Origin of the sequence: Saccharopolyspora oryzae, from assembly GCF_027853915.1 — a bacterium.
GTDB lineage: Bacteria > Actinomycetota > Actinomycetes > Mycobacteriales > Pseudonocardiaceae > Saccharopolyspora > Saccharopolyspora oryzae.
In genome coordinates this window covers 16,106-38,584 of the sequence record NZ_JAQGLA010000032.1, presented here as the reverse complement: position 1 = coordinate 38,584, position 22,479 = coordinate 16,106, and the positions used below count along the sequence as shown (strand labels likewise).

Here is a 22,479-nt window from a genome sequence, read left to right as displayed (position 1 = left end):
CGGCGCCGGGAAGATCAACGCCTCCGGGATCGGCCCGGCGAACCCGGGCACCACCTACGCTGCCACGCATGGGTACCCCTGACGACCTCGCCGCACCGCCCATCCCCGCCGACACCGCGGACCTGACCACCGGCCCACCGCTGCACGACGCGTGCCGGCCGCTGCGCGCCCTGGTCGGTGTGTGGCGCGGCGGCGGCGAGGTCGACTACCCGACGATCGACGGGCCGTACCGGTTCGGCCAGCAGCTCACGATCTCCCACGACGGGCGGCCGTTCCTGCGGCACGAAGCGCGCGCCTGGCTGCTCGACGCCGACGGCGCGGTGCTCCGCCCGGCCGCGTGGGAGACGGGGTGGTGGCGCCCGCAGCCCGACGGGAGTCTCGAGCTGCTGCTGTCGCACTGCACCGGGATCCAGGAGCTCTTCTACGGCGAAGCGGCGGACCGGAGCTGGGAGCTGGCCACCGACTCCGTCGTCCGGACCAGGACGGCCAAGGACGTCCAGGCCGCGCAGCGCAGCTACGCGCTCAGCGAGGACGACGTGCTCGACTACGCCGAGCACCGCGCGATGGTCGGCGTGGCCATGACCCCGCACGTGGCCGCGCGCCTGCGCCGCGTCCGCTAGCAGCAGCGAGCGAGCACACCCGGACGGTCGTTCGCATCGATAATAAAGACAGCTATGCTGAACACATGAGCCGCGACGACCCCGCCACCGAGAACACCGCCGGGGTCGCCAACGCAGCCGCCGAAGTGCGCACCGGCGTGATGCGGCTGGCGCGACGGCTGCGTTCCGAGCGCGACCCCGGCGAGCTCACCCTCGGCCGGATGGCGGTGCTCGGCCGCTTGGAGCGCGACGGGCCCGCCACCACCAGCGGGCTGGCCGTCGCCGAACGGGTCACGCCCCAGTCGATGGCCCGCATGGTGCAACACCTCATCTCCGCCGGCCTGGCCGAACGCGCACCCGACCCGGACGACCGCCGCGCCGCGATCATCCGCATCACCGACACCGGCCGCGAGCGGGTGCAGCAGGACCGGGACCGGCGCGAGGCGTGGCTGGCCCAGGCGATGACCGAACTCAGCGATGTGGAACAGGACCTGCTGGTGCTGGCGGCCCGGCTGCTGGACCGGCTGGCCGACTCCTGACCGCTCGCCGCAGGAGTACCGACGATGACGCGAACGCACGAAACCTCACCGGAGAAGGACAGCAACGCTGAACGAAGCGCTGCGGAATACCCGGCGCGCGAACTGCCCGGCAAGTTCGTCACGCCGATCGCCTTCGGCACCATCCTGCAGCCCCTGAACTCCTCGATGATCGCGGTCGCGCTGGTCAGCATCCGCGACGTGTTCGACGCGGGCACCTCGGTGACCTGGCTGGTCTCCGCGCTCTACCTGGCCACGGCGGTGGCCGCTCCCGCGATGGGGCGCATCGCCGACGTCCTCGGCCCCCGCCGCACCAGCCTCGCCGGGCTGCTGCTGGTCGGCATCACCTCGGCGATCGCCCCGTTCGCGCCGAACATCGCGACGCTGGTGGTCTGCCGCATCCTCATCGGCATCGGCACCGCGGCCCAGTACCCGTGCGGGGTCGCGATGATCCGCCGCGCCGCGGACCAGCTGCGCGCCCGCCCGAACAACGCGCTCGCCGCGATCGCGGTCTGCTCGCAGGTCACGGCAGCGCTGGGCCCCACCCTCGGCGGTCTGCTGGTCGGCGTGTTCGGCTGGTCCGGCGTCTTCTGGGTCAACGTGCCCCTGACGCTGATCGGCGCCCTGGTGATCATCTGGCGCGGACCGGCGGACCCACCGGCGCGGCGCGGCCGCGGACGTCTCACCGCGCTGCGGCAGATCGACCCGATCGGCATCGTCCTGTTCGCGGCGGCGATCACCGCGTTGATGTTCTGGCTGCTCTCGCTGGCCGACGTCCCCCAGTGGTGGTGGTTGGCGGTCGCGGTGCCCGCTACCGCTCTCGCCGCGTGGTGGTGCCTGCGCGTTCGCGACCCGTTCCTGGACGTGCGACTGCTGGGCAAGCGCGCGCTGTCGTTCACCTACGTGCGCACGATCGTCACCTACACGGCGTTCTACTGCGTCTTCTACGGCCTCCCCCAGTGGCTGGAGGAAACCCGGGACCTCGGCCCGGTCGGCGCCGGCCTGGTGGTCCTCCCGATCTCCGCGGTCGGCGTGGTCTCGACGCTCCTGGCGAACCGGCTGCAGCGACGCCGCAGCCCACGCGCAGCGCTGATCGCCGGCACCGCCGCGCTGTGCGTCGGAGGCCTGCTGCTGAGCGTTCCGCGAGCCGATTCCCCGATCCTGCTGCTGCTCCTGATCGCGGCGGTCCTCGGCGTCCCGAACGGCTTCAACAACATCGGCAACCAGCAGGCGATGTACGCGGTGACCCCGGCGGAGCGGATGGGAGCGGCCTCCGGCCTCTACCGCACTTCCCAGTACGTCGGGGCGAACCTGGCAGCAGCGCTCCTCGCGCTCGTGATCGGCGACCACGCCGACGACATCGGCCTGCACCACATGGGCCTGTCCATCGCAGCCCTGGCGGCAATCCTGCTCGCAACGTCCCTGTTCGCAGCCCACCGCGAACGCCGCCGAACAAGGTCTTGATCTTTTGCTTGTATGCGCCGCAGGTGCATAGCCCACCCTCGCAGCCGCACCGCCCCGCACATCAGCCACCGGGGCCGGTAACGCGAGAAAGCCCCGCACCGGAGTGCGGGGCTTTCATCGACTTGCGGTCAAGCTGGCCCGTGCCGTGGTAGCGGAACGAGCTGGCTCACCGTTCTCAGACCGTGCGGACGTCCGCGGCCTGCGGGCCCTTCGGGCCCTGGCTGACCTCGTAGGTGACCTTCTGGTCCTCTTCGAGGGTGCGGAAGCCGCGCGAGTCAATGGCCGAGTAGTGGACGAACACGTCCGGGCCACCGTCGTCCGGAGCGATGAAGCCGAAGCCCTTCTCCGAGTTGAACCACTTCACGGTTCCCTGTGCCATGCTCTTCTCTCCTTCTGGGAGCCGGTACTACATCAGGCAGTCACACTGCGTGACCACCTGGGTCGCGGATCTCGAACGGCGACTACTCCAGCTACAACCAGATAGCAGCACGCCCGCATCACCATCCTGCGAGTGTGCGCGAACACGACCCCAGAAAAATACGACCAGTGCCGACACTACACGGTTCATCAAGATCGCGCCCCTGCCATTTCCACCAGCGTGTCGCAGCCGACAACCCACCCCTCCCGTCGGCGACCTCGGGTTTCCCGACCCCTTCGAGCCGGATCCGGTCGCGTCGACCGCCTACCGGGTGAACCGCGGGTGTTCAGCTCTTGGCGAAACGGGGGCGGTGATCATTCGAAGCGGGACGGATCGCCCGCGCCGTAGCGGACGACCTCGGGTTCCGGGCCCGAGAAGTCGACGACCGTGGTCGGCTCGGTGCCGCAGTCGCCGGAGTCGATCACCGCGTCCAGCACGTGGTCCAGCTCGTCCTTGATCTGCCAGCCCTGGGTCATCGGCTCCTCCTCCCCCGGGAGCAGCAGCGTGCTGGACAGCATCGGCTCCCCGAGCTCGGCCAGCAGCGACTGGACCACCACGTGGTTCGGGATGCGGACGCCGACGGTCTTCTTCTTCGGGTGCAGCAGCCGGCGCGGCACCTCCTTGGTTGCGGGCAGGATGAAGGTGTAGCTGCCCGGTGTGGAGGCCTTGATGGCGCGGAACACCGCGTTGTTGATGATCACGAACTGGCCCAGCTGGGCGAAGTTCTGGCACACCAAGGTGAAGTGGTGCCGATCGTCGAGGTGCCGGATGGAGCGGATCCGCTCCATGCCCTCCTTGTTCCCCAGCTGCGCCCCGAGGGCGAAGCAGGAGTCCGTCGGATAGGCGATCAACCCGTCCTCGCGCAGGATGTCGACCACCTGCCCGATGGAGCGCTTCTGCGGGTTGTCCGGGTGCACGTCGAAGTACTTCGCCATGCCCCGAGCTTAAAGCCTGCCTCCGCGCCCACCCCGCATTGCGGTGCGGGTGGCGGAACCCCGCTGCGGGCGCGTGCCCGTTAAATCGCTGGCGGGACCAGCGGCGTTGGTCCTACCGTCCTCCGCACGACCGCCCGGCGAAGAGGTCGCTGCGGGCACTCCTTCCGAAAGTTGTCCCGGTTGATCCACGCCACCGACCACCTGCCGAAGCACCGCACCCCTTGGCTGGGCACCGCGGTCGGCGCGCTCTTCGTCGCGACTTCGGGGGTGTTCGTCAGCTTGTCGGGCACCTCTCCGGGCACCGCTTCGGTCTACCGGTGCGCCCTCGCGCTGCCTTTCCTGGCCCTGCTGGCGTTTCGGGAGCGCCGCGGGGAAACCCCGCCGTCGCAGCGGAGACCAGGTCTGGCCCTGGCCGCCGGGACGTTGTTCAGCGTCGACATGCTGCTCTGGACGCAAGCCATCGCCGAGGTCGGCGCGGGCTTGAGCGCGGTCATCGTCAACCTGCAGGTCGTTCTCGTTCCCGCCCTGGCGTGGCTGGTGGATCGCGAGCCGGTGACGCGGCGCTACCTCCTCGCGATGCCCGTCGTGCTGCTCGGAGTCGTCTTGACCTCGGGCCTGCTGGACGGCGGTGGCACAGGCGCGGATCCGGTGGCAGGGACGATCCACGCGGCGCTCGCCGCGCTCTGCTACTCGGGATTCCTGTTCCTGCTGCGCCGTTCGGGACGTCGTGGTCAGACCGTGCGGTCCTACCTGGCCATGATGGCTTCGGCCGCGTTGGTGTCAGCAGTGCTGGGAGCGGTGTGGACCGGCGTCGACCTGTTCCCCGGCTGGGCTGCGGTCGGCTGGCTGCTGCTGGTCGCGGTGTGCGGACAGGTCCTGGGCTGGTTGCTGGTGGCCGTGTGCCTCCCGCACCTGTCCAGCCAGGTCGGCGCAGTCCTGCTCCTGCTCACCCCGGTCGGTGCGCTCGTCCTCGGCGCCGTGGTGCTCGCCGAACGTCCGACACCGCTCCAACTCGTCGGCTGCGCGCTGATCCTGGGCGGCGTCCTGGTCGTCGCCGGGGTTCGCGCCGTCAGGAGCAGGTCGCGAGCATTTCCTTGAGCGCCTGCTTCTCCGCTTCGGTCACGGTCAGGCCGTAGCCGTTCTTGACCGTCACCCACTTCGTCGCGTAGTCGCACCAGGCCTTCTCCGTCGGCTTCCACGTCGACGGGTCCTGGTCGCCCTTGCTGCGGTTGGAGCTGGAGTCGACCGCGACCAGCTGCGGCAGGTCCATGTCGTTGGCGAACTGCTCGCGCCGCGCGTCGTCCCACTTGTTCGCACCGCTGCGCCAGGCGTTGGCCAGCGGGACCATGTGGTCGATGTCGATGTCCGAGGGCTTGGTCAGCTTGTCGCCGGTGTACACCGAGGTCCAGCTGCCGGAGACCGCTTCGCAGGAGTTGTTGGTCTGCACCTTCTCGCCGTCGCGGACCAGCACCGCTTCCCGGGTGTTGCAGTTCTTCCCGGCTTCCGGCTTCGACGTCCAGTGCTTGAAGCGCTCGCGCGAGTAGCCGTCCATCGATCCAGCCGGGGCGACCTTCAGCTGCTCGAGCTGGTCGGCGGCCGCGCCGGTGGGCTGGCTGCTGCCGCGCGCGTCGAGTAAGCCGGACTCGAACACCACCCACATCAGGGCGAGCAGCACGGCCGCCACGACCGACGTCCACGCCGATTTCTTCGCAACAGCCCCGCTCATGGCCTTCTCCCGGTTCGACGACAGCGCTCCCGACATTCGATCATCCGGGGTAGCCGGGGTTCACTCCGCCACGCGGGGAATGTGGCCAAGCGCACGGGGGTTTAGCCGCTCCCCCGCGGGACGTAGCGGGGCACGTAGCGCATCAGCAGACCGGCACCGAGCAGGCCGAGCACTCCCATGCCCGCTCCGGCCAGGCCGACGCCCAGCAGCGCGGTCAGGCCGGAGATGGTGACCGGGCCGACCGCTTGCCCGAAATCGGCGGTGAAGCGCCAGGCTCCGAGGAACGGCGCCGGGCCCGGCTGCGGCGCCAGGTCGGCGCCGAGGGTCATCAGGATTCCGGAGCTGGTCCCGTTCGCCAGCGCCAACAGCACTGCGACAGCGGCGAAAGTGGGCACATCGGTCACGACGAACAGCAGGAGGTGGCCCACCGCCAGGCCGACCATCGACGGCACCGCCGCCCAGATCCGGCCGAAGCGGTCCATGATCTGGCCGGAGCTGTAGGACAGCGCGAAGTCGACCCCGCCGGCGATGCCGATGATCAGGGCGGTCGTCGACGGCGGAAGCTCGGAGGCCACGGCCACCAACGGCAGCACGACCATCCGCGATGCGCGCAGTCCGCCGATCAGGGCCGCGCAGGTTCCCATCCGCACCAGCACGCCGCGGTGCTCCACCAGCGTGGTGACCAGACCTTGGTGCGACTGCTCGACGCCGTCCTTCTCCGCGGAGCCGAGGTCCTTCGTGCACAGCAGCAGGATGATCGCGGCCGCGGCGAATCCGATGTGCAGCAGGAAGACCGCGCGCTTGTCCGGGGTCGCCAGCAGCACGAGCGCCGAGAGGAACGGGCCGATGAAGTACCCCGCCCGGAACAGCCCGCCGAGCACGCTCAACGCCCTCGCCCGGTAGCGCAGCGGGACGGTGGTGGTGATGAACGCGTGCCTGGCCAGCGCGAAGACCGCCGTGGCCAGGCCGACGACGAACACGCAGGCGCCCAGCATCCACGGATCCGTGGAGAAGTAGCAGCCGAGCAGGCCCAGCACCGAGACGATCGCGGCACCGATCATCGCGGTGCGCTCGCCGAGCCGGTGCACGAGCACTCCGCTGGGCACGTCGCCGATCAGCTCGCCGACCATCAGCATCGCCGCGATCAGCCCGAGCACCCCGAGGTTCGCGCCCTGGTCGGCGGCGACCAGGGGGATCATCGGGATGATGGCGCCCTCGCCGATGGCGAAGAGCAGGGTCGGCCCGAATGCCGCGAGCGCAACGGTTCTCAGTTCGAAGGGGCGGTCGTCGACCTGCACTTGCCGTTCACTCCTCGCCGCGCGAGCCCGAGTTCCGAACCTTCCCAGCTTGGCAGAGTTTCCGGCGCTGCCAGCGAGAGATCCGTCACGTGCGCCCGGATTTCACCCGTTGCGCGAGGAGAGTTGCCGGCTTCGGTCAGATCTGGAGCAGGTCGGCGAGGCGAGCGCGGTTCTCGTCCGGGGTGCCCAGCAGGAGTTGCGAGGTCTTGGCGCGCTTGTAGTAGAGGTGCGCGTCGTGCTCCCAGGTGTAGCCGATGCCGCCGTGGAGCTGGACGGTGTCGGCCGCTGCTTGGAAGTTGGCGGGTGAGACCAGGACCTGCACCAGCGCTGCGGCGAGCGGGAGCTCTTCGGGGTCGGAGTCCGCCGTCCACGCCGCGTAGCGCACCGCCGCACCGGCCTGTTCGAGTGCGCTGTACATGTCGGCCAGCCGGTGCTTGACGCCTTGGTAGGAACCGATGGTGCGGCCGAACTGCACCCGGACCTTGGCGTACTCGGCGGTCATCTCCAACACCCGCGCCATGCCGCCGAGCTGCTCGGCGGACAGCGCCACGGCCGCGAGGTCCCGCACCCGGGCGCGCACCGCATCCGGGTCCGACGACGCCAGGAGTTCGGCCGGTGCGGCGGTGAAGTCGAGGTTCGTCAGGCGCCGCGTCGGATCCAGCGTGCGCAGCGGCGTTTTCGCGATGTGCTCGGCCCGCGCGCGGAACCACGCGGTGCCCTGCCCGGTCTTGGCCTGCACCAGCACGACATCCGCGATGTCACCGGACACCACGCGCTGCGCGCGCCCGTCCAGCACCCACCCGCCATCGCGAGGCGTCGCCGTCGGGACCGACTCCTGGTCCCAAGCCACCGCCGCGATCAGCTCACCGGACACCATCGCGGGCAGCAGTTCCGCGCGGGCGGCCTCGTCGTCCACCGCGAGCAGCACGTCGGTGGCCAGCACCGCGGAGGCCAGGAACGGCACTGGTGCCAGCGCTGCGCCCAGCTCTTCCAGCACCACTGCCCGCTCCACGTGACCAGCACCGGAACCGCCGTGCTCCTCCGGTACCACGAGCCCGGTCAGCCCCAGCTCCGTCGACAGCCGCCGCCACAGCTGGGCGTCGTGGCCGTCGCCTTCCGCCAGTTCCCGCACCCGCTGCGACGGTGCGTGCTCCGCGAGGAACTTCCGCACCGCGGACCGCAGTTCCTGCTGCTCCGGGTCCAGCACCAGCTGCATCGCACACTCCTCAGTGGACTTCAGGCGAACTCTTCTCGCAGTGCGGGGGGGGGTCACGGGGTCCGCTGGGTGCCGACCTTCAGCTCGCGGAACGGTACGTCGCGGTCGACCTGGGGCTCCTTCGGCAGACCGAGGATCCGCTCCCCGATGATGTTGCGCTGCACCTGGTTGGACCCGCCGGCGATGCTCATCGCCGGGGTGCCGTTGATGGCGATCGCCATCTCCTCGGCCGCCGAATCGCCGTCCTCCCACGAGGTCAGCGCCGATCCGGCGATGAGCCCGGCGGTGTCCACGGCACGCCACAGCAGCTCGGCACCGGCGAGCTTGGCGACCGATCCGCGAGCCCCGGGCGACGAGCCCGCCGCGGCCTCCTGCCGGAGCTTGGTGTTGAACAGCGCCAAAGCCCGTTCGTGCGCGTACATCTCGGCGAGCCGATCGCGCACCACCGGGTCGTCCGCGCGGTTCTGCCGCCGGGCGAGTTCGACCAGGTTGTCGTAGGCCAGCGGGTCGCTGCCGCGCCGGACCGATCCGCCGATGGAGATCCGCTCGTGGCCGAGCATGGTGAGCGCGGCCAGCCAGCCGCCACCGACCTCGCCGATCACCGCGTCGGCCGGGATGCGCACGTCGTCGAAGTAGACCTCGTTGAACGGAGCGCGTCCGGTCATGTCCCGCAGCGGCCGGACCGTCACGCCCGGACTGCGCATGTCCACGATGAACATGGTGATACCGCGGTGCTTCGGCACGTCCGGATCGGTGCGGGCGAGCAGCGCGCCGAAGTCGGAGAACTGCGCCCCGGAGGTCCACACCTTCTGGCCGTTGATCACCCAGGAGTCGTCGTCGCGGACCGCGCGGGTCTGCAGGCTGGCCACGTCCGAGCCGGCACCGGGCTCGGAGAACAGCTGGCACCAGATCTCGTCGCCGCGCAGCAGCGGCGGCAGGTAGCGGGTCTTCTGCTCGTGGCTGCCCAGGTCCAGCAGCGTCGGTCCGCACATGCCCATGCCGACCATGAACGGCGCGCTGGGCAGGTCGTAGTGCACCGCTTCTTCGTTGTAGGCCTGCTGTTCGGCGGTGCTGAGCCCGCGGCCGCCGTACTCGGTGGGCCAGGTGATGCCGATCAGCCCCGCGTCGTAGGCAGCGGCCTGGAACCGCTTCGCGGCCCGCAGCTGCTCGGCGGGTTCCAGCTCCGCGAGCGGTCCGGGTGCGTTGCGGGCCAGGAATTCCCGCGCACCGGCGCGGAACTCATCGACGCTCATGTGGTCTCCCTCCAGCCCGGCGGCGCGGCGGCAACCCGATCAGTCAACGCTGACTGTAACCGATCGGACGCGCCGCGAACACCCGTCGAATGCAGCAGCGGCCCGTGCTCCAGCGGAGTCCACTGTGGATGCTCCCGGTCGGCGGTACCCTGCTCGCGTGGACCAGACCCGGAACGACCAGCGGACCCGGCAGGAACGGGCAGCCGACAGCCGCACGCTGATCCTCGAAGCCGCCGTCGACTGCCTGGTCGAGCACGGCTACGCGGGCGCCTCCACGCTGGCCATCCAGGCCAAGGCCGGGGTCTCCCGGGGGCGGCTGCTGCACCACTTCCCGTCCCGCGACGAACTGCTGGTCGCGGCCGCGCAGCACCTGGCCCGGGACCGCCTGGTGCAGACCGAGCAGCGGGTCGCCGAACGGCTCGCGGACATGCCCGAAGGGCCCCGCCGCGTCGACCGCTGCATCGACCTGCTGTGGGAGACCTTCCACGAGCCGCACTTCTGGGCCGCGATGGAGCTGTGGACAGCCGCCCGGACCAATCCGGCGCTCAGCGCGGCCCTCCGCCCGGAGGAACGGCGGCTGCGCCGGGCGATCCGATCGGTGTCCGACCGGATCTGGGGCCCGGCGGTGTGCGACCACCCGGTGTACCCGCAGCTGCGCGAGATGCTGTTCACCAGCATGCGCGGCGCGGCACTGGCCTACGCCTTCGAAGACCGCTCCCCCACCAGGTCCGCACACCTGGACGTCTGGAAGTCCATCACCCGGCGGCTGCTGTTCGACGGCTGACCGGTCGCGGTTGACCACCGGTGTCCGGCCGACGCAGTATGAGGCGCGTCACGTCACCCTCACCGACGAGGTAGCGATGCCAGCATTCGCGCAGTCCGGCCGAGGCATGACCATCAGCGACCAGCTCGCCCGCCACGCCCGCAAGATCCCCGACGAGATCGCACTGCGCTTCGCAGGCACCGGACGCACCTACCGCGAACTGGACGAACGCGTCAGCCGGCTGGCCAACGCGCTGGCCGATCGCGGTGTCGAGCCGGGCGACCGGGTGGCGGTGCTCGGCCGCAACGGGCTGGAGGTCGTCGAGTCCTACCTCGCCGTGGCCCGGCTGGGCGCGATCTGCGTGCCGATCAACTTCCGGCTGGTCGCCGACGAGGTCGCCTACGCGTTGACCGACAGCGGAGCCCGCGCCGCGATCGTCGACGAGCTGTTCGCCGAAACCCTGGACAAGGCCTGGGAAACCGCGTCCGACGTGGACGTCCGGCTGGTCGTCGGGGACTCCGGCGACTACGAATCGGCGCTGGCCGCGGCCTCACCGGAGCACGTCGAGATCGCGGTGGACGAGCAGTCCCCGGCGTTCATCATGTACACCTCCGGGACCACCGGCCGCCCCAAGGGCGCCGTGCTGACCCACCACAACCTGCTGATGCACACGTTCAGCTCGATGGTGCACCACGGCATCACCGGCGAGGACCAGGTCTGGCTGGTCGGGGTGCCGCTGTTCCACATCGCCGGGGTGTCCGGGATGCTGCCCTACCTGCTGCAGGGCGGCCGGATCGTGCTCACCGCATCGGGCCGGTTCGACCCGGCGGAGATCGTCGAGCTGATGGCCCGGGAGCGGATCACCGCCTGCTTCCTGGTTCCCGCGCAGTGGCAGGCGATCTGCGACCTGCCCGATCTCGCCGACCACGACCTGTCCGCGCTGCGGCGGATCACCTGGGGCGCGGCGCCCGCATCGACCACGCTGCTGCGCTCGATGTTCGAGAAGTTCCCGGACACCGACATCACCACTGCGTTCGGGCAGACCGAGTGCTGCCCGGTGACCACCGTCCTGCGCGCCGAGGACGCGCTGCACAAGATCGGATCCGTGGGCACGCCGATGATCAACGTCGAGGTGCGGATCGTCGACGACGACATGAACGACGTGGCGCCCGGCGAGGTCGGCGAGATCGTCTACCGGGGGCCGACGGTGATGCGGGAGTACTGGGGCAAACCGGCCGAGACCGCCGAGGCGTTCCGCGGCGGCTGGTTCCACTCCGGCGACCTGGTGCGCCAGGACGAGGACGGCTACCTCTACGTGGTGGACCGCAAGAAGGACATGATCATCTCCGGTGGCGAGAACATCTACTGCGCCGAGGTGGAGGACGTCCTGGCAGCCCACCCCGGGATCGCCGAAGTCGCCCTGATCGGCGTCCCGGACGACCGCTGGGGCGAATCCCCGCTCGCGGTCATCAGCCCCCGCGACCCCGCCGATCCCCCGTCCCTCGAGGACATCTCGATCTGGTGCCGCGACCGGCTGGCCGGTTACAAGCGCCCCCGCCGGCTCGCCGTCGTCACCGAGCTGCCCCGCAACCCCAGCGGCAAGGTCCTCAAAACGCAACTGCGCACCGAACACGCAGCAGGCCAGCTCTCCATCGAGGAGTGAAGCGCTGACATGACCAACCCGTTCGACCTCAGCGGGCACGTCTCCGTCGTCACCGGCGGCAATTCCGGCATCGGCCTGGCGATGGCCGATGCGCTGGCCGCCGCCGGAGCGGCCGTGTGCATCTGGGGCACCAACGGCGAGCGCAACGACGCTGCCGCGCAGCGGTTGGCGCGGCACGGCGGTCAGGTGCTCGCGCTGCGCTGCGACGTCGGCGACGAGGACCAGGTCGACGAGGCGATGGCGCGCACCACCGCCGAGTTCGGCCGGCTGGACTCGTGCTTCGCCAACGCCGGGATCGGCGGCGCCGCAACCCGTTTCACCGAGACCGAGCTCAGCGAGTTCCGCCGGGTCACCCGGGTCAACCTGGACGGCGCGTTCCTCACCCTGCGCGCTGCCGCCCGCCGGCTCCTCGCGCAGGGCGAAGGCGGCAGCTTGGTCGGCACGTCGAGCCTCGCCGCCCAGCAGGGCCAGCCGCGCGGTCAGGCCTACGCGGCGTCGAAGGCCGCGCTGATCTCCATGATCAAGTCGATCGCGGTCGAGCTGGGCCGCCACGGCATCCGGGCCAACGCCGTGCTCCCGGGCTGGGTGAGCACCCCGCTGGCGGATCCGCTGCTGAACTCGGAGGCCTTCGAGCGCAAGGTCCTCCCCCGCGTTCCGGCGGGCCGCTGGGGTGCGCCGTCGGACTTCGGCGCGCTCGCGGTGTACCTGGCCAGCCCCGCCAGCGCGTTCCACACCGCGGATGCCATCACGGTCGACGGCGGCTACGTCTCCTTCTGACCTCGGACGAGGCCCGTGAGCACTTTCCGGCGCTATGGCACCAGGAAGTGCTCACGGGTCTTGCCGGGTCGCGACGATATGCAACTTGTTGCATTGCAACTTTGTGCATAGTAGGTTGCCCGTGAGCAGCGCACTTCGGGAGGCGAGTCATGGGCAGCGCGATTCGGACCAGGTTCACCGAGGAGTTCGGGGTCGAGCACCCCATCGTGCAAGGCGGGATGCAGTGGGTCGGGCGGGCCGAGCTCGTCGCCGCCGTCGCCAACGCCGGGGCGCTGGGCATGATCACCGCGTTGACCCAGCCCACGCCCGAGGACCTGGTCAAGGAGATCGCGCGCTGCCGCGAGCTGACCGACAAGCCCTTCGGCGTCAACATCACGATCCTGCCGACCATCACGCCGCCGCCCTACGCGGAGTACCGGCAGGCCATCATCGAGTCCGGCATCGAGATCGTGGAGACCGCGGGCGCCAACCCGGCCGAGCAGGTCGCCGCCTTCAAACCGGCCGGGGTGAAGGTCCTGCACAAGTGCACCAGCGTCCGGCACGCGCTCAAGGCGCAGAAGCTCGGCGTCGACGCGGTCAGCATCGACGGCTTCGAATGCGCCGGACATCCCGGCGAGGACGACGTTCCCGGGCTGGTCCTCATCCCCCGGGCCGCCGACGAGCTGAGCATCCCGATCATCGCCTCCGGCGGGTTCGCCGACGCCCGCGGCCTGGTCGCCGCGCTCGCGCTGGGCGCCGACGGCATCAACATGGGCACCCGGTTCATGTGCACCGCCGAGTCGCCGATCCACGACCAGGTCAAGAAGCAGATCGCCGAGGCCAGCGAGCTCGACACCGAGCTGATCTTCCGGCCGCTGCGCAACACCGCGCGCGTGGCCAGCAACTCCGTCAGCCGCGAAGTGGTGTCCCGGCTGGACGCCGGCGGCGCCTTCGAGGACGTGCGCGAGCTGGTCGCCGGGGCGCGCGGGCGGCAGGTCTACGAGCAGGGCGACACCGAGCTGGGCATCTGGAGCGTCGGCATGGTGCAGGGCCTGATCGACGACGTCCCCACCGTCGACGAGCTCGTGCAGCGGATCGTGGGCGAGGCGACCGAGCTGATCCGCGGCCGGCTCGGCAGCCTGCTCGCGTGATCCCGGAGTCCACTGCGGACTATCGTCGGCACCAGCAGTGCCACCTGAGCTGAGGAGTGCGCGGTGTCGTTGGAGTACGCGATCCTGGTGTCGTTGCAGGAACGCGCGGGATCCGGGTACGAGCTGGCCCGGCGGTTCGACAAGTCGATCGGGTACTTCTGGGGCGCCAGCCACCAGCAGATCTACCGGAGCCTGAAGCGGATGGTGGAACTCGGCTGGGTCTCCGCCGACGAGGTGGCGCAGGAGAAGCGGCCGGACAAGAAGGTCTACCGGGTCAGCGATTCCGGAACTGCCGAACTGGCCCGCTGGCTCGCCGAGCCGGCCGATCCGCCGACGGTGCGCAACGAGCTGTCGGTGAAGATCCGCGGCGCCTCCTACGGCGAGATCGAGCAGGTCCTGGCCGAGGTCCGCCGCCACCGCACCCTGCACGCCGAGCGCCGGGCGGTCTACCAGGCCATCGAGCAGCGCGACTTCCCGGACCGGACGCGGCTGTCCGGCCAGCCGCTGCACCAGTTCCTGGTGCTGAGCGGCGGAATCCGCACCGAGCAGTCGATGGTGGACTGGTGCGACGAGGTCATCGCCGCACTCGAGGCCGATGCCGGCAGCTAGTCTCTCGATCATCGAGCTGATCGACGAGCGAGGTGCACATGGGTTTCCAGAACCCGCAGGACGCCGAGGACTTCTTCACCGCCTACGACGCCGCGCTCGCGCAGTGGCCGATCCCGTTCGAAGCACGTGACCTCGCGTCCGCCTGGGGAACCACTCGCATCCACACCTGCGGCAACGCCGACGGAACACCCCTGGTGCTGCTGCCCGGTGGAGGTGCGACTTCGGCGATCTGGGCTGCCAACGTCGAAAGGCTCGGTGAGACGCACCGCATCCACGCCGTCGACCTGCTCGGAGAGGCCGGGCGCAGTGTCGCCGACGGCGAGCCGATCCGGGACATCGACGACCTGATGTCTTGGTTGGACGACGTGTTCGACCAGCTCGGCCTGGAATCCGCGGACCTGTGCGGGCATTCCTACGGCGCCTGGATCGCGCTGCACCACGCGGTTCGCTCGCCCCGCGTGCGCCGACTCGCCGTGCTGGACCCGACCGACTGCTTCACCGGGTGGAACCGGAAGTACCTGCTGCGCGCCGTGCCGATGCTGCTGCTCCCGAATCCCCGGCGAACGCGCAAGTTCCTGCGGTGGGAAACCGGTGGATCCGGGATCGACGCCACCCAGCTGGAGCTGCTGGCCCGCGCGGCGACCTTCCCGCGCTCGAAGGTGATCACCGGCCCGAAACCCGATCCCACCCGGTTGTCGGTGCCGACCCTGGTCCTGGCCGCGGGGAAGTCCAAGGCGCACGACGTCAAAGGCCTCGTCGCCGAGGCGCAGCGCACCGTTCCCGATGTCCGGACCGGGGTGCTGCCGGACGTCAGCCACCATTCGATTCCCGGCCACCGCGCCGAGGACCTCAACGACGTGCTGGCCGACTTCCTGCGCTGACCAAACGACGAGGGGGCACCCGCGAACACCGCCGCGGATGCCCCCTCGCTCCGGGTCACCAGATCTCGGACACCCACTCCGGGTGGTCGATGAACGGGTTCCGGTTGTGCTGGAACTGGTCGAAGATGACCTGGTTGCGGCGCTGCTCGCCGGCGTCCGGCGGGTCCTGCTCGTTCCACTGCTTGAGCACCGAGACCTTGCCGATGTTGGGCGCGCTGCCGTTGTCGACCTGGTCGTTGACCTCGAGGTCCGGGAAGCCGTCGCCGCCGTCGTAGCGGACCGACATGTAGAAGATCATCCGGGCGACGTCGCCCTTGACCTCGTCGCGCGGCTCCCAGGAGTCGCCGTCGGTGAAGTTGCCCGGCGCCTCGCCGACCTCTTCGCCGCCCATGTCGAAGTCCTTGTTGCCGCGCTCGGAGTTGACCGAGACGTCGGTCGCGCGCAGGTGGTGGACGTCGGTGCCGGGACCGGGCGAGGTGCCGAAGTCGCCGTGCGACTTGGCCCAGACGTGCTCGCGGTTCCAGTTGTCGGCGTCACCGCCGTTGGTGTCCTTGCCCTGCGATCGGCCGGTGTAGAGCAGGACGACGTTGTTCGGGTTGTTCGGGTCCTCGTCGGTGACCTTGATCGCGTCCCACACCTGGTCGTAGTCCAGGGTGGTGGTGCCGCTGCTGATGATCCCGTGCAGCGCGGTCTTGAGCTCCTGGCCGGTCTTGCCCTCGGCGTCCTGGTAGTAGTCGTCGGCGGTGGACGCGCCCGCCGACGGAACCGGGATCGCCACCAGGGCGACGCCTAATAACAGGGATAACGGCTTCCATCGGGTGGTTTTCATCGGTGTGGTCCTCTCCCCGTGTGCAACCGGGGGGAAGCGTGCCACACCAACGATCACCATTGGGTGAACCAATTGGGGGAGCTCAGTGTCGGACAGTGATCAAGTTCGCGAACGGCGGATTGCGCCGAATCCGCCGAAGGCCGCCCAAACTGGGAAAACGCGCCGCGATCACGTCGTCACGCGCGGTCTCGACGCGGCCACCAAACGTGAACAACGGGAATAGTCAGTGCCAGCAGAAGCGCCGGCGCCAGGAAGCCCAGCGCCGCGTCGTACCGGTAGATCCCGGTGAACACCGCTGGTGAGGCGGACATCCCGAGGAAGCGCAAGGCGGTGACCACCGAGATGACGCCACCGCCCCCGGAGGAACCGCCGACGAGCACCGTCGCGTGAATTCCCACCAGCACGAGCTGCGCGCAGATCCCGCTGACCGCCCACGCCACGACCACCGCGGGCAGCCAGGCGGCCAGCCCGATCGACCCGACCGCGAAGGCCGAGATCAGCAGGCCCGCGCCGACGATCGAGCGCGGCCCGAACCGGTCCACCGCCCCACCGGTCAACCGGGCCGTGATCGCCCCGGCGAAGCCGAAGCCGGTCAGGACCAGGCCCCGCGCCCCCGGGCTCAGCGAGAACGCGTCGTCGAGGCGGAACGAGACCAGGAACGGCAGACCGGCCAGCGATGCCCAGGACACGAACGCGACCCCGCCGACCAGCAGCACCGGCGAACGCCACGCGTCTCGCAGCCTCGCCGGCTCCCGCCGCTCGCCGTCGGGCTCGTCAGCGGGCAAGGGGCCGACCGCGAGCACCGCTGCGACCGCGGCCAGTCCGACGAAGGCCCACTGCCACGCCCCTTCCGCGGCCAGTCCGCCGACCAGCGGCGCCGTGGTCTGGCCGATCGCCTGCATCGCGCCGTAGGTGCCCAGCGCCCGGCCGAGCCGGTCCTTCGGCGTCACCGCGGCGAGCTTGGCCAGCAGCAGCGGGGTGGTGAAGGCGTTCGCGACGCCCTGCAGCGCCCGGCTGACCTGGAACGCCCAGAACCACGGCGCCACCACCGCGAGCAGCGCGGCCAGCACGTAGCCCACGTAGGCGAACCGGATGCTGCGCGCCAGCCCCCATCGCTCGCCGAGGCTGCCGGACACGAGCATGACGAGGGCGAACGGCAGCAGGTAGGCCGTCAACGACGTCGCCGCGGCACCTTCCGAGACCCCGAAGCTCCGGCCGAGCTCCGGAAGCATCGCGGACACGATGCCGCCGCCGAACGGTCCGAGCAGACCGCCGACGTACAGCGGGATCCGGGAGTTCACCGCCCGGTCTCCCCGGTGGGAGCCACAGACCTAGACCTTTCGCCGAGCGAACTATCCACCGGCAGTGGATCACACCCCACCGGCGAAGTCGAGCCGGTCCCGCCGCACGTCACAGCCCCTTCGCCGAGCCTCGGCGGCCCGCGTCGGGGCTCACGTGCGCGCGCATGCCCTGCACGCCGAACAGGATCAGGAGCTCGACCGCACCGCCGTCGGCGCTGCCCAGCCAATGCGGCGAGGACGTGTCGAACTCGGCCGCCTCGCCGGGCGGCAGCGTCAGGTCCCGCTCCCCCAGCACGAGCCGCAGGCGTCCGTTCAGCACGTACAACCACTCGAAACCGTCGTGGGTCTGCGGCGTCGGCTCGAGCGGTTCGGGCCGGGCGGGAATGATCATCTTGAACGCCTGCACCCCGCCCGGCCGCCGGGACAGCGGGATGAAGGTCATCCCGAACCGGTGGATCGGCTTGAGGTGGATGCGGGGATCCCCGGTGCGCGGGGCGCCGACCAGGTCGTCCAGCGGCACGTCGTAGGTGCGGGACAGCGGCAGCAGCAACTCGAGGGTCGCCCGGCGCTGCCCGCTCTCCAACCGGGACAGGGTGCTCTCCGACACGCCGGTCCTCGCCGCGAGCTCGGCGAGGGTGATACCGCGGTCGCGGCGCAGCGCGCGGAGTCGCGGTCCCACCGAGTCGAGCACGTCGTCGTCCGTTTTCCGCCCCACGCGGCCATCTTGCCGGAACAGCAAGATCTCGTGCCAGGCGGTGGCGAGCCCGGCAAGACTGAGCGCCTGCCGAGCGAAGGAGTCTTGATGAGCACCACCGATGCGGTCGCGTTCTGGGACGAGGTCCACGCGGCCCGGACACCGGCCACCGACCCCAAGCCGAACGCCCGCCTCACCGAAGTCGTCGCGGACCTCCCGCCAGGCGACGCGCTGGACCTCGGGTGCGGCGATGGCGGTGACGCGCTGTGGCTGGCCAGGCGGGGATGGCGCGTCACCGCCGTCGACATCTCCGCAGTGGCCGTCGAGCGTCTCGCCGACCTCGCCCGCTCAACCGGCTTGGCCGAACGCATCAGCCCCGCGCGCCACGACTTGCAGGAGTCCTTCCCGCGAGGTCGGTTCGACCTGATCTGCGCCCACTACCTGCAAACCCCCGCGCCCCTGGACCGCGCGAGCGTCCTTCGCTCTGCCGCGCACGCCCTGCGCCTGCACGGGCGGCTGCTGGTCGTCGACCACGGTTCGACCGCACCGTGGTCGTGGAACCAGGACCCCGACGTCCGGTACCCGAGCGCGCAGGAGGTCGCCGAAGGCATCGACCTGGATCTGACGACGTGGGTGATCGAGCGGGCTGAGGCAGCTCGCCGGATCGCGACCGGCCCAGGCGGGCGCACCGCCGAGGTCGTCGACCACGTCCTGCTCATCCGTCGCACCGCCTGATCGGAGGATCGCCTTGCCCCGCACCGATTCCCCACCGCCCCGGACTGGCAACAGCGAGGTCGAGGTCCTGCGCGGGTTCCTCGACTACCTCCGGTCCTCGATCGCCGCGAAGGTCGACAGTGCGCCCGAACCGCAGGTGCGGACGGCCGGTGTGCCCTCGGGCACGAACCTGCTCGGCCTGCTCAACCACCTCACGTCCGTCGAGCGCGCGATGTTCCTCGGGGACCGCGTCGCCGACTGGCAGGCGACGTTCCGGGCCGCACCGGAGGACAGCGCAGCGGATGTCGTCGCCCGCTACCGGGAGGCCGTCGACTGTGCGAACGAGGTCCTCGACGGGTGCTCGGACCTCGGCGCACCGGTGCCCCGCCCTCGATCGGACCGTCCGGCTCCCAGCATCCGGTGGGCCCTGAGCCACATGATCGAGGAGACCGGCCGTCACGCGGGTCACGCGGACATCCTCCGCGAGCTGATCGACGGCACGACCGGGCGCTGACATCCCCACCGCCCGAGCACCAGATTAGTCCACTTAGGACCATCCAGCGGCGATCCGCCTGATGCTCAGCCGACGCGGTGGTCGGCGGCCAGGTCCCGAGCGCGGGACAGCAAGTCCTCCGGCAGCGGGGAGGGTTCCAGGCCGTAGCGGTCGTCGTAGGTGGCGATCACCTCGGCTTCCAGCGCGTCCAGCTCCAGCCCCGGGGATTCGTCGACGACGGATCCGACGGAGTCGTCGTCGAAGGGCAGGTCCAGCAGCCGGTAGACCTCGGTGAGCAGCGGCCGCAGCACCTCGGTGTCATCGACGATCACCACCGCGCTGAACAGCCAAGCACTGCGCACCAACCGCTGCGCCGTGCCGACCAGCTTCACCCGCCCCCGCGCGTTGACGCTGTGCGCCCCGGGGCAGTACTCGCCGGGCACGGCACCGATCTGCGCTTCGACGCCGTGCTTGCGCAGCACGTCGGCCCACAGCTCGGCGTACCCGGTGAACCGCTCCTCCATCCCGGACAGGTAGCCGGGGTCCGGGCCGACGTGGTCGACCACCAGGGAGCGCTCGGTGTAGGCCACCGCCCGCCCGCCGGGCGCCCGAACGACCGGGGTGAACCCGGCGTCGCGCACCGCCCGGACGGCATCCCGGAAGCCGGGCAGCAAGGTGTCCCGGCGCCCGAACGCCACCACGCGCCCGCTGGGCCGGTAGATCCGCACGCCGGCGCCGGCATCGCCTTCGCTGACCTGGCGCAGCATCGCGTGCGCGACCGCGACCTCCAAGGCCTGATCCGCATTCGCTCCGAGCGCACCGCGATAAAGCTCCACGGCGACGATCCTAATCGGTCGCACTCACGACCAACCCCTGCGCCAAATGTCCACTATGAGCGTTCCGACCCTCGCGTTGACCGACTGAACAGCCCTGACTTATCGTTCCACATACAGAACGAAGCTCGTTGAACAGGACAAGCATGACGACCAGCCACCTCCCAGCCCGCAGCCAGGAGGTCGCCCGCGCACTGGCGGCCGCAGGTGTCCGAGGCGAGGTCCGCGAACTGGCGGACTCGACCCGCACCGCCGCAGAAGCCGCGGCAGCGCTCGGCTGCGACATCGGCGCGATCGCCAACAGCCTGGTCTTCATCTCCGACGACGAACCGGTGCTAGTCCTCACCAGCGGCCGCCACCGAGTGGACACCGCAGCCCTCGCCGAGCGCTGGGGCCGCGGCAAGCTCCACCGAGCCACCCCGGACCAGGTCCGAGCAGCCACCGGCCAGGTCATCGGCGGAGTGGCCCCGGTAGGCCACCCGACCCCGCTGCCCACCGTGGTCGACGCAGCCCTGTCCGACTACCCGCAGATCTGGGCAGCAGCAGGAACACCCCGAACGGTCTTCCCCACCACAGCAGCAGAACTCCGCCACATCACCAACGCCACCGAACTCCCCGTCACCCCCTGACCCCAACCGCAGACGCGGAGTCATGAGCGGCAAGCGGCCAACCAACCAAATCGCCGCAGCGCTCGACCGAACCGCTCCACCTCCCCCGCGAGCCGTCCCAGCCGGTCTGGATCGACCACCCCACCAGGAATTCGACCCGCTTCATCCACCAGCTCCCGCTGCAGGACACGCATCGCAGAGGCCATCTGGTCAGGAGTGTCGATTCGAGCGGGGATGAGCCCCTGCCCCACATCGAACGCGGAATCCGGCGATTCCCAGAAGGCGAAGCGCACGAAGCAGTCCGTGCACTCGGTTGCCGCATACGGCAATCCCATCGCCATCACTCGCGGCGCAGAGCAGTCCTCGACCTCCTCGAGCCGGAACGTCCGCCAACACCAGGACCGAACCTGCGATCCGGTCTCATCACGACGGATGTGGGCGAACCTGGACCATTCGGGCACCATCCCGTCCCGGTACTGGAAGTACCGGACCTGCCAACCGGATTCCGCGCAAACGGGTGCTGTTGCCGCTTCTTCCTTGCACATCGCGACTTCTTCTCCCCAATGTTGGTAGTGCTACCAGACCTCAGACAGGAGTTAGCGTGTCTGGTAGCACGACAGCTCCACCACTCCTCGAATCGGGTGATCAATTGGCTTTCAGCTACTGATGGGATGTGTTTCATGGCTGCCACAGCAGGTACGCCACGGGCGCGGGCATTGTCGGCCGCGCTACGAGAAGCCCGGGTCTCCTCCGGAATCGGCGTTCGCGAACTGGGTCGACTACTCGAGTACACCCACGTGGAGATCTCGAACTGGGAGACCGGAAAGCGCGTTCCGAAGATCGAGACCGTCGCGGCCATCCTCGCAACGCTGCGCGTCACGGCAGCGGAACGTGATCGAATCCTCGACCTAGCCCGCAACGTGCACGAACCGAACTGGCTCACAGTCGGGCTGAACGGCATTCCGCAGCAGCTCGCCGGAGCAGTCGAGTGCGAACGAGCCGCATCTGCGATAGCCGAATGGGCACCGATGCTGGTGCCGGGCCTGCTCCAAACGCTGGATTACAACCGATCGATGAAGAAGGCCAGCGGCCTCTCCGAAGCCGATACGGAACTCCGGGTGATGTTGAGCGCGAGCAGACGCGAGGTCATCGTGCGCAGAAACGCCCCGGTCAGCTTCAACGCCTTCATCGGTGAGGCAGCGCTGTTCGAGCCCATCGGATCGGCTGACGTCATGGTCGAGCAACTCGACCAACTCGCCGAGCTCGCAGGCCGGAGCAATGTAGCTGTGCGTGTCGTACCGCTTCGCGCGGGCTGGCACCCAGGGCTCCTAGGGCCGTTCGTCCTGTACGAGTTCGACGACATCACGCCGGTCGTTCACTTCGAGCACTACAGCTCTGGTGCCTTCATCCCGACCGAGCACGACGTCAACGAGTACCGCAGCGCAATCCAGCAGATCGAGAGCTTGGCCTTGGACAAGGAGGAATCCGTCGAGTTCATCATGAAGGCGAAGGCGAAGTGGGAGAGTTGAAGAGTGATCAGGTATTCCTGGCAGAAGTCCAGCTACACCGGCCCGAACGGGAACTGCGTTGAGCTGTCCCGTCCACGTGGTTGGGTCCGCGATTCCAAGGACCCCGACGGCCCGTGGATCCAGATCGACGCCGCTGCGCTCATCCGGGCGGTCAAGGACGGCCGGTTCGATCGGTGAAGAGAAAGCGGCCCCGAGGACCGGTCCTCTGGG

26 protein-coding genes are annotated in these 22,479 nt (G+C 69.8%); 15 read left to right on the top strand and 11 right to left on the bottom strand.

Annotation, left to right across the window (positions count from 1 at the left end; translation table 11 throughout):
* Positions 1-68: 68 nt before the first annotated feature.
* The 3 genes from OU415_RS19980 to OU415_RS19970 all read left to right on the top strand — a co-directional run bounded on the left by OU415_RS19980 (position 69) and on the right by OU415_RS19970 (position 2,599).
* Positions 69-620: an FABP family protein gene (locus tag OU415_RS19980; RefSeq protein ID WP_270950405.1), complete on the top strand. Its 552-nt coding sequence runs from the start codon at positions 69-71 to the stop codon at positions 618-620.
* A gap of 65 nt (positions 621-685) precedes the next feature.
* Positions 686-1,138 (top strand): MarR family winged helix-turn-helix transcriptional regulator, encoded by a 453-nt coding sequence (locus tag OU415_RS19975; protein WP_270950403.1) that lies wholly within the window; start codon positions 686-688, stop codon positions 1,136-1,138.
* 24 nt (positions 1,139-1,162) lie between these two features.
* The gene (locus tag OU415_RS19970; protein ID WP_270950402.1) at positions 1,163-2,599 is read left to right on the top strand and encodes an MFS transporter; all 1,437 of its coding nucleotides are present in this window, start codon (positions 1,163-1,165) and stop codon (positions 2,597-2,599) included.
* 175 nt (positions 2,600-2,774) lie between these two features.
* Here the strand turns inward: OU415_RS19970 and OU415_RS19965 are convergent, their stop codons facing one another.
* Together OU415_RS19965 and OU415_RS19960 are read right to left on the bottom strand one after the other, a co-directional pair.
* A complete protein-coding gene (locus OU415_RS19965) occupies positions 2,775-2,978 on the bottom strand; it encodes a cold-shock protein (RefSeq protein ID WP_270950401.1) in 204 nt (67 codons plus the stop codon).
* 353 nt (positions 2,979-3,331) lie between these two features.
* On the bottom strand, positions 3,332-3,952 hold the full coding sequence (locus OU415_RS19960; RefSeq protein ID WP_270950400.1) for an L-threonylcarbamoyladenylate synthase: 621 nt from the start codon (positions 3,950-3,952) through the stop codon (positions 3,332-3,334).
* 171 nt (positions 3,953-4,123) lie between these two features.
* Here OU415_RS19960 and OU415_RS19955 point away from each other — a divergent pair, with 171 nt between their 5' ends.
* The gene (locus OU415_RS19955) at positions 4,124-5,050 is read left to right on the top strand and encodes a DMT family transporter (RefSeq protein ID WP_270950399.1); all 927 of its coding nucleotides are present in this window, start codon (positions 4,124-4,126) and stop codon (positions 5,048-5,050) included.
* Here the strand turns inward: OU415_RS19955 and OU415_RS19950 are convergent.
* The 4 genes from OU415_RS19950 to OU415_RS19935 all read right to left on the bottom strand — a co-directional run bounded on the left by OU415_RS19950 (position 5,022) and on the right by OU415_RS19935 (position 9,445).
* Positions 5,022-5,678 (bottom strand): HNH endonuclease family protein, encoded by a 657-nt coding sequence (locus OU415_RS19950; protein WP_270950398.1) that lies wholly within the window; start codon positions 5,676-5,678, stop codon positions 5,022-5,024. The genes OU415_RS19955 and OU415_RS19950 overlap by 29 nt on opposite strands.
* A gap of 101 nt (positions 5,679-5,779) precedes the next feature.
* Positions 5,780-6,976 (bottom strand): MFS transporter, encoded by a 1,197-nt coding sequence (locus OU415_RS19945; protein WP_270950397.1) that lies wholly within the window; start codon positions 6,974-6,976, stop codon positions 5,780-5,782.
* 136 nt (positions 6,977-7,112) lie between these two features.
* Complete coding sequence (locus OU415_RS19940; protein ID WP_270950395.1) at positions 7,113-8,192, bottom strand: acyl-CoA dehydrogenase family protein; 1,080 nt, start codon at positions 8,190-8,192, stop codon at positions 7,113-7,115.
* Positions 8,193-8,245: 53 nt separating this feature from the next.
* The gene (locus OU415_RS19935; protein WP_270950394.1) at positions 8,246-9,445 is read right to left on the bottom strand and encodes an acyl-CoA dehydrogenase family protein; all 1,200 of its coding nucleotides are present in this window, start codon (positions 9,443-9,445) and stop codon (positions 8,246-8,248) included.
* 157 nt (positions 9,446-9,602) lie between these two features.
* Here OU415_RS19935 and OU415_RS19930 point away from each other — a divergent pair, with 157 nt between their 5' ends.
* The 6 genes from OU415_RS19930 (at position 9,603) to OU415_RS19905 (ending at position 15,268) form a co-directional block, all read left to right on the top strand.
* On the top strand, positions 9,603-10,229 hold the full coding sequence (locus OU415_RS19930) for a TetR/AcrR family transcriptional regulator (protein WP_270950393.1): 627 nt from the start codon (positions 9,603-9,605) through the stop codon (positions 10,227-10,229).
* Between the two features lie 76 nt (positions 10,230-10,305).
* The gene (locus tag OU415_RS19925) at positions 10,306-11,871 is read left to right on the top strand and encodes a long-chain-fatty-acid--CoA ligase (protein WP_270950392.1); all 1,566 of its coding nucleotides are present in this window, start codon (positions 10,306-10,308) and stop codon (positions 11,869-11,871) included.
* A 9-nt stretch (positions 11,872-11,880) separates the two neighbouring features.
* Positions 11,881-12,648 (top strand): SDR family NAD(P)-dependent oxidoreductase, encoded by a 768-nt coding sequence (locus OU415_RS19920; RefSeq protein ID WP_270950391.1) that lies wholly within the window; start codon positions 11,881-11,883, stop codon positions 12,646-12,648.
* Between the two features lie 149 nt (positions 12,649-12,797).
* Positions 12,798-13,778 carry an NAD(P)H-dependent flavin oxidoreductase gene (locus tag OU415_RS19915; RefSeq protein WP_270950390.1) on the top strand — a complete coding sequence of 327 codons (981 nt, stop codon included), beginning with the start codon at positions 12,798-12,800 and terminating at the stop codon, positions 13,776-13,778.
* 63 nt (positions 13,779-13,841) lie between these two features.
* A complete protein-coding gene (locus OU415_RS19910; RefSeq protein WP_270950389.1) occupies positions 13,842-14,387 on the top strand; it encodes a PadR family transcriptional regulator in 546 nt (181 codons plus the stop codon).
* Between the two features lie 38 nt (positions 14,388-14,425).
* Positions 14,426-15,268, top strand: coding sequence for an alpha/beta fold hydrolase (locus tag OU415_RS19905; RefSeq protein WP_270950388.1), 843 nt, complete (start codon positions 14,426-14,428; stop codon positions 15,266-15,268).
* 55 nt (positions 15,269-15,323) lie between these two features.
* On the opposite strand, the gene OU415_RS19900 is transcribed toward OU415_RS19905, so the two are convergent.
* The 3 genes from OU415_RS19900 to OU415_RS19890 all read right to left on the bottom strand — a co-directional run bounded on the left by OU415_RS19900 (position 15,324) and on the right by OU415_RS19890 (position 18,113).
* Positions 15,324-16,097 carry an endonuclease I family protein gene (locus OU415_RS19900; RefSeq protein ID WP_270950387.1) on the bottom strand — a complete coding sequence of 258 codons (774 nt, stop codon included), beginning with the start codon at positions 16,095-16,097 and terminating at the stop codon, positions 15,324-15,326.
* Positions 16,098-16,273: 176 nt separating this feature from the next.
* Complete coding sequence (locus tag OU415_RS19895) at positions 16,274-17,398, bottom strand: MFS transporter (RefSeq protein WP_270950386.1); 1,125 nt, start codon at positions 17,396-17,398, stop codon at positions 16,274-16,276.
* A gap of 109 nt (positions 17,399-17,507) precedes the next feature.
* The gene (locus OU415_RS19890; protein WP_270950385.1) at positions 17,508-18,113 is read right to left on the bottom strand and encodes a helix-turn-helix domain-containing protein; all 606 of its coding nucleotides are present in this window, start codon (positions 18,111-18,113) and stop codon (positions 17,508-17,510) included.
* An 87-nt stretch (positions 18,114-18,200) separates the two neighbouring features.
* Here OU415_RS19890 and OU415_RS19885 point away from each other — a divergent pair, with 87 nt between their 5' ends.
* Both OU415_RS19885 and OU415_RS19880 read left to right on the top strand, forming a co-directional pair.
* Positions 18,201-18,827 carry a class I SAM-dependent methyltransferase gene (locus OU415_RS19885; protein ID WP_270950384.1) on the top strand — a complete coding sequence of 209 codons (627 nt, stop codon included), beginning with the start codon at positions 18,201-18,203 and terminating at the stop codon, positions 18,825-18,827.
* Positions 18,828-18,840: 13 nt separating this feature from the next.
* Positions 18,841-19,320 (top strand): DinB family protein, encoded by a 480-nt coding sequence (locus OU415_RS19880; protein ID WP_270950383.1) that lies wholly within the window; start codon positions 18,841-18,843, stop codon positions 19,318-19,320.
* A gap of 65 nt (positions 19,321-19,385) precedes the next feature.
* On the opposite strand, the gene OU415_RS19875 is transcribed toward OU415_RS19880, so the two are convergent.
* A complete protein-coding gene (locus tag OU415_RS19875) occupies positions 19,386-20,135 on the bottom strand; it encodes a lipoate--protein ligase family protein (RefSeq protein ID WP_270950382.1) in 750 nt (249 codons plus the stop codon).
* 143 nt (positions 20,136-20,278) lie between these two features.
* On the opposite strand from OU415_RS19875, the gene OU415_RS19870 reads away from it, so the two are divergent.
* Positions 20,279-20,761: a YbaK/EbsC family protein gene (locus tag OU415_RS19870; protein ID WP_270950381.1), complete on the top strand. Its 483-nt coding sequence runs from the start codon at positions 20,279-20,281 to the stop codon at positions 20,759-20,761.
* Between the two features lie 20 nt (positions 20,762-20,781).
* Here OU415_RS19870 and OU415_RS19865 read toward each other — a convergent pair whose 3' ends face one another.
* Entirely contained in the window at positions 20,782-21,285 is a 504-nt protein-coding gene (locus OU415_RS19865; RefSeq protein ID WP_270950380.1) for a hypothetical protein, read from the bottom strand.
* 135 nt (positions 21,286-21,420) lie between these two features.
* Between OU415_RS19865 and OU415_RS19860 the strand changes: the two genes are divergently transcribed.
* On the top strand, positions 21,421-22,269 hold the full coding sequence (locus OU415_RS19860; RefSeq protein ID WP_270950379.1) for a helix-turn-helix domain-containing protein: 849 nt from the start codon (positions 21,421-21,423) through the stop codon (positions 22,267-22,269).
* A gap of 3 nt (positions 22,270-22,272) precedes the next feature.
* Entirely contained in the window at positions 22,273-22,446 is a 174-nt protein-coding gene (locus OU415_RS19855; RefSeq protein ID WP_270950378.1) for a DUF397 domain-containing protein, read from the top strand.
* The last annotated feature ends 33 nt before the right edge of the window (positions 22,447-22,479 follow it).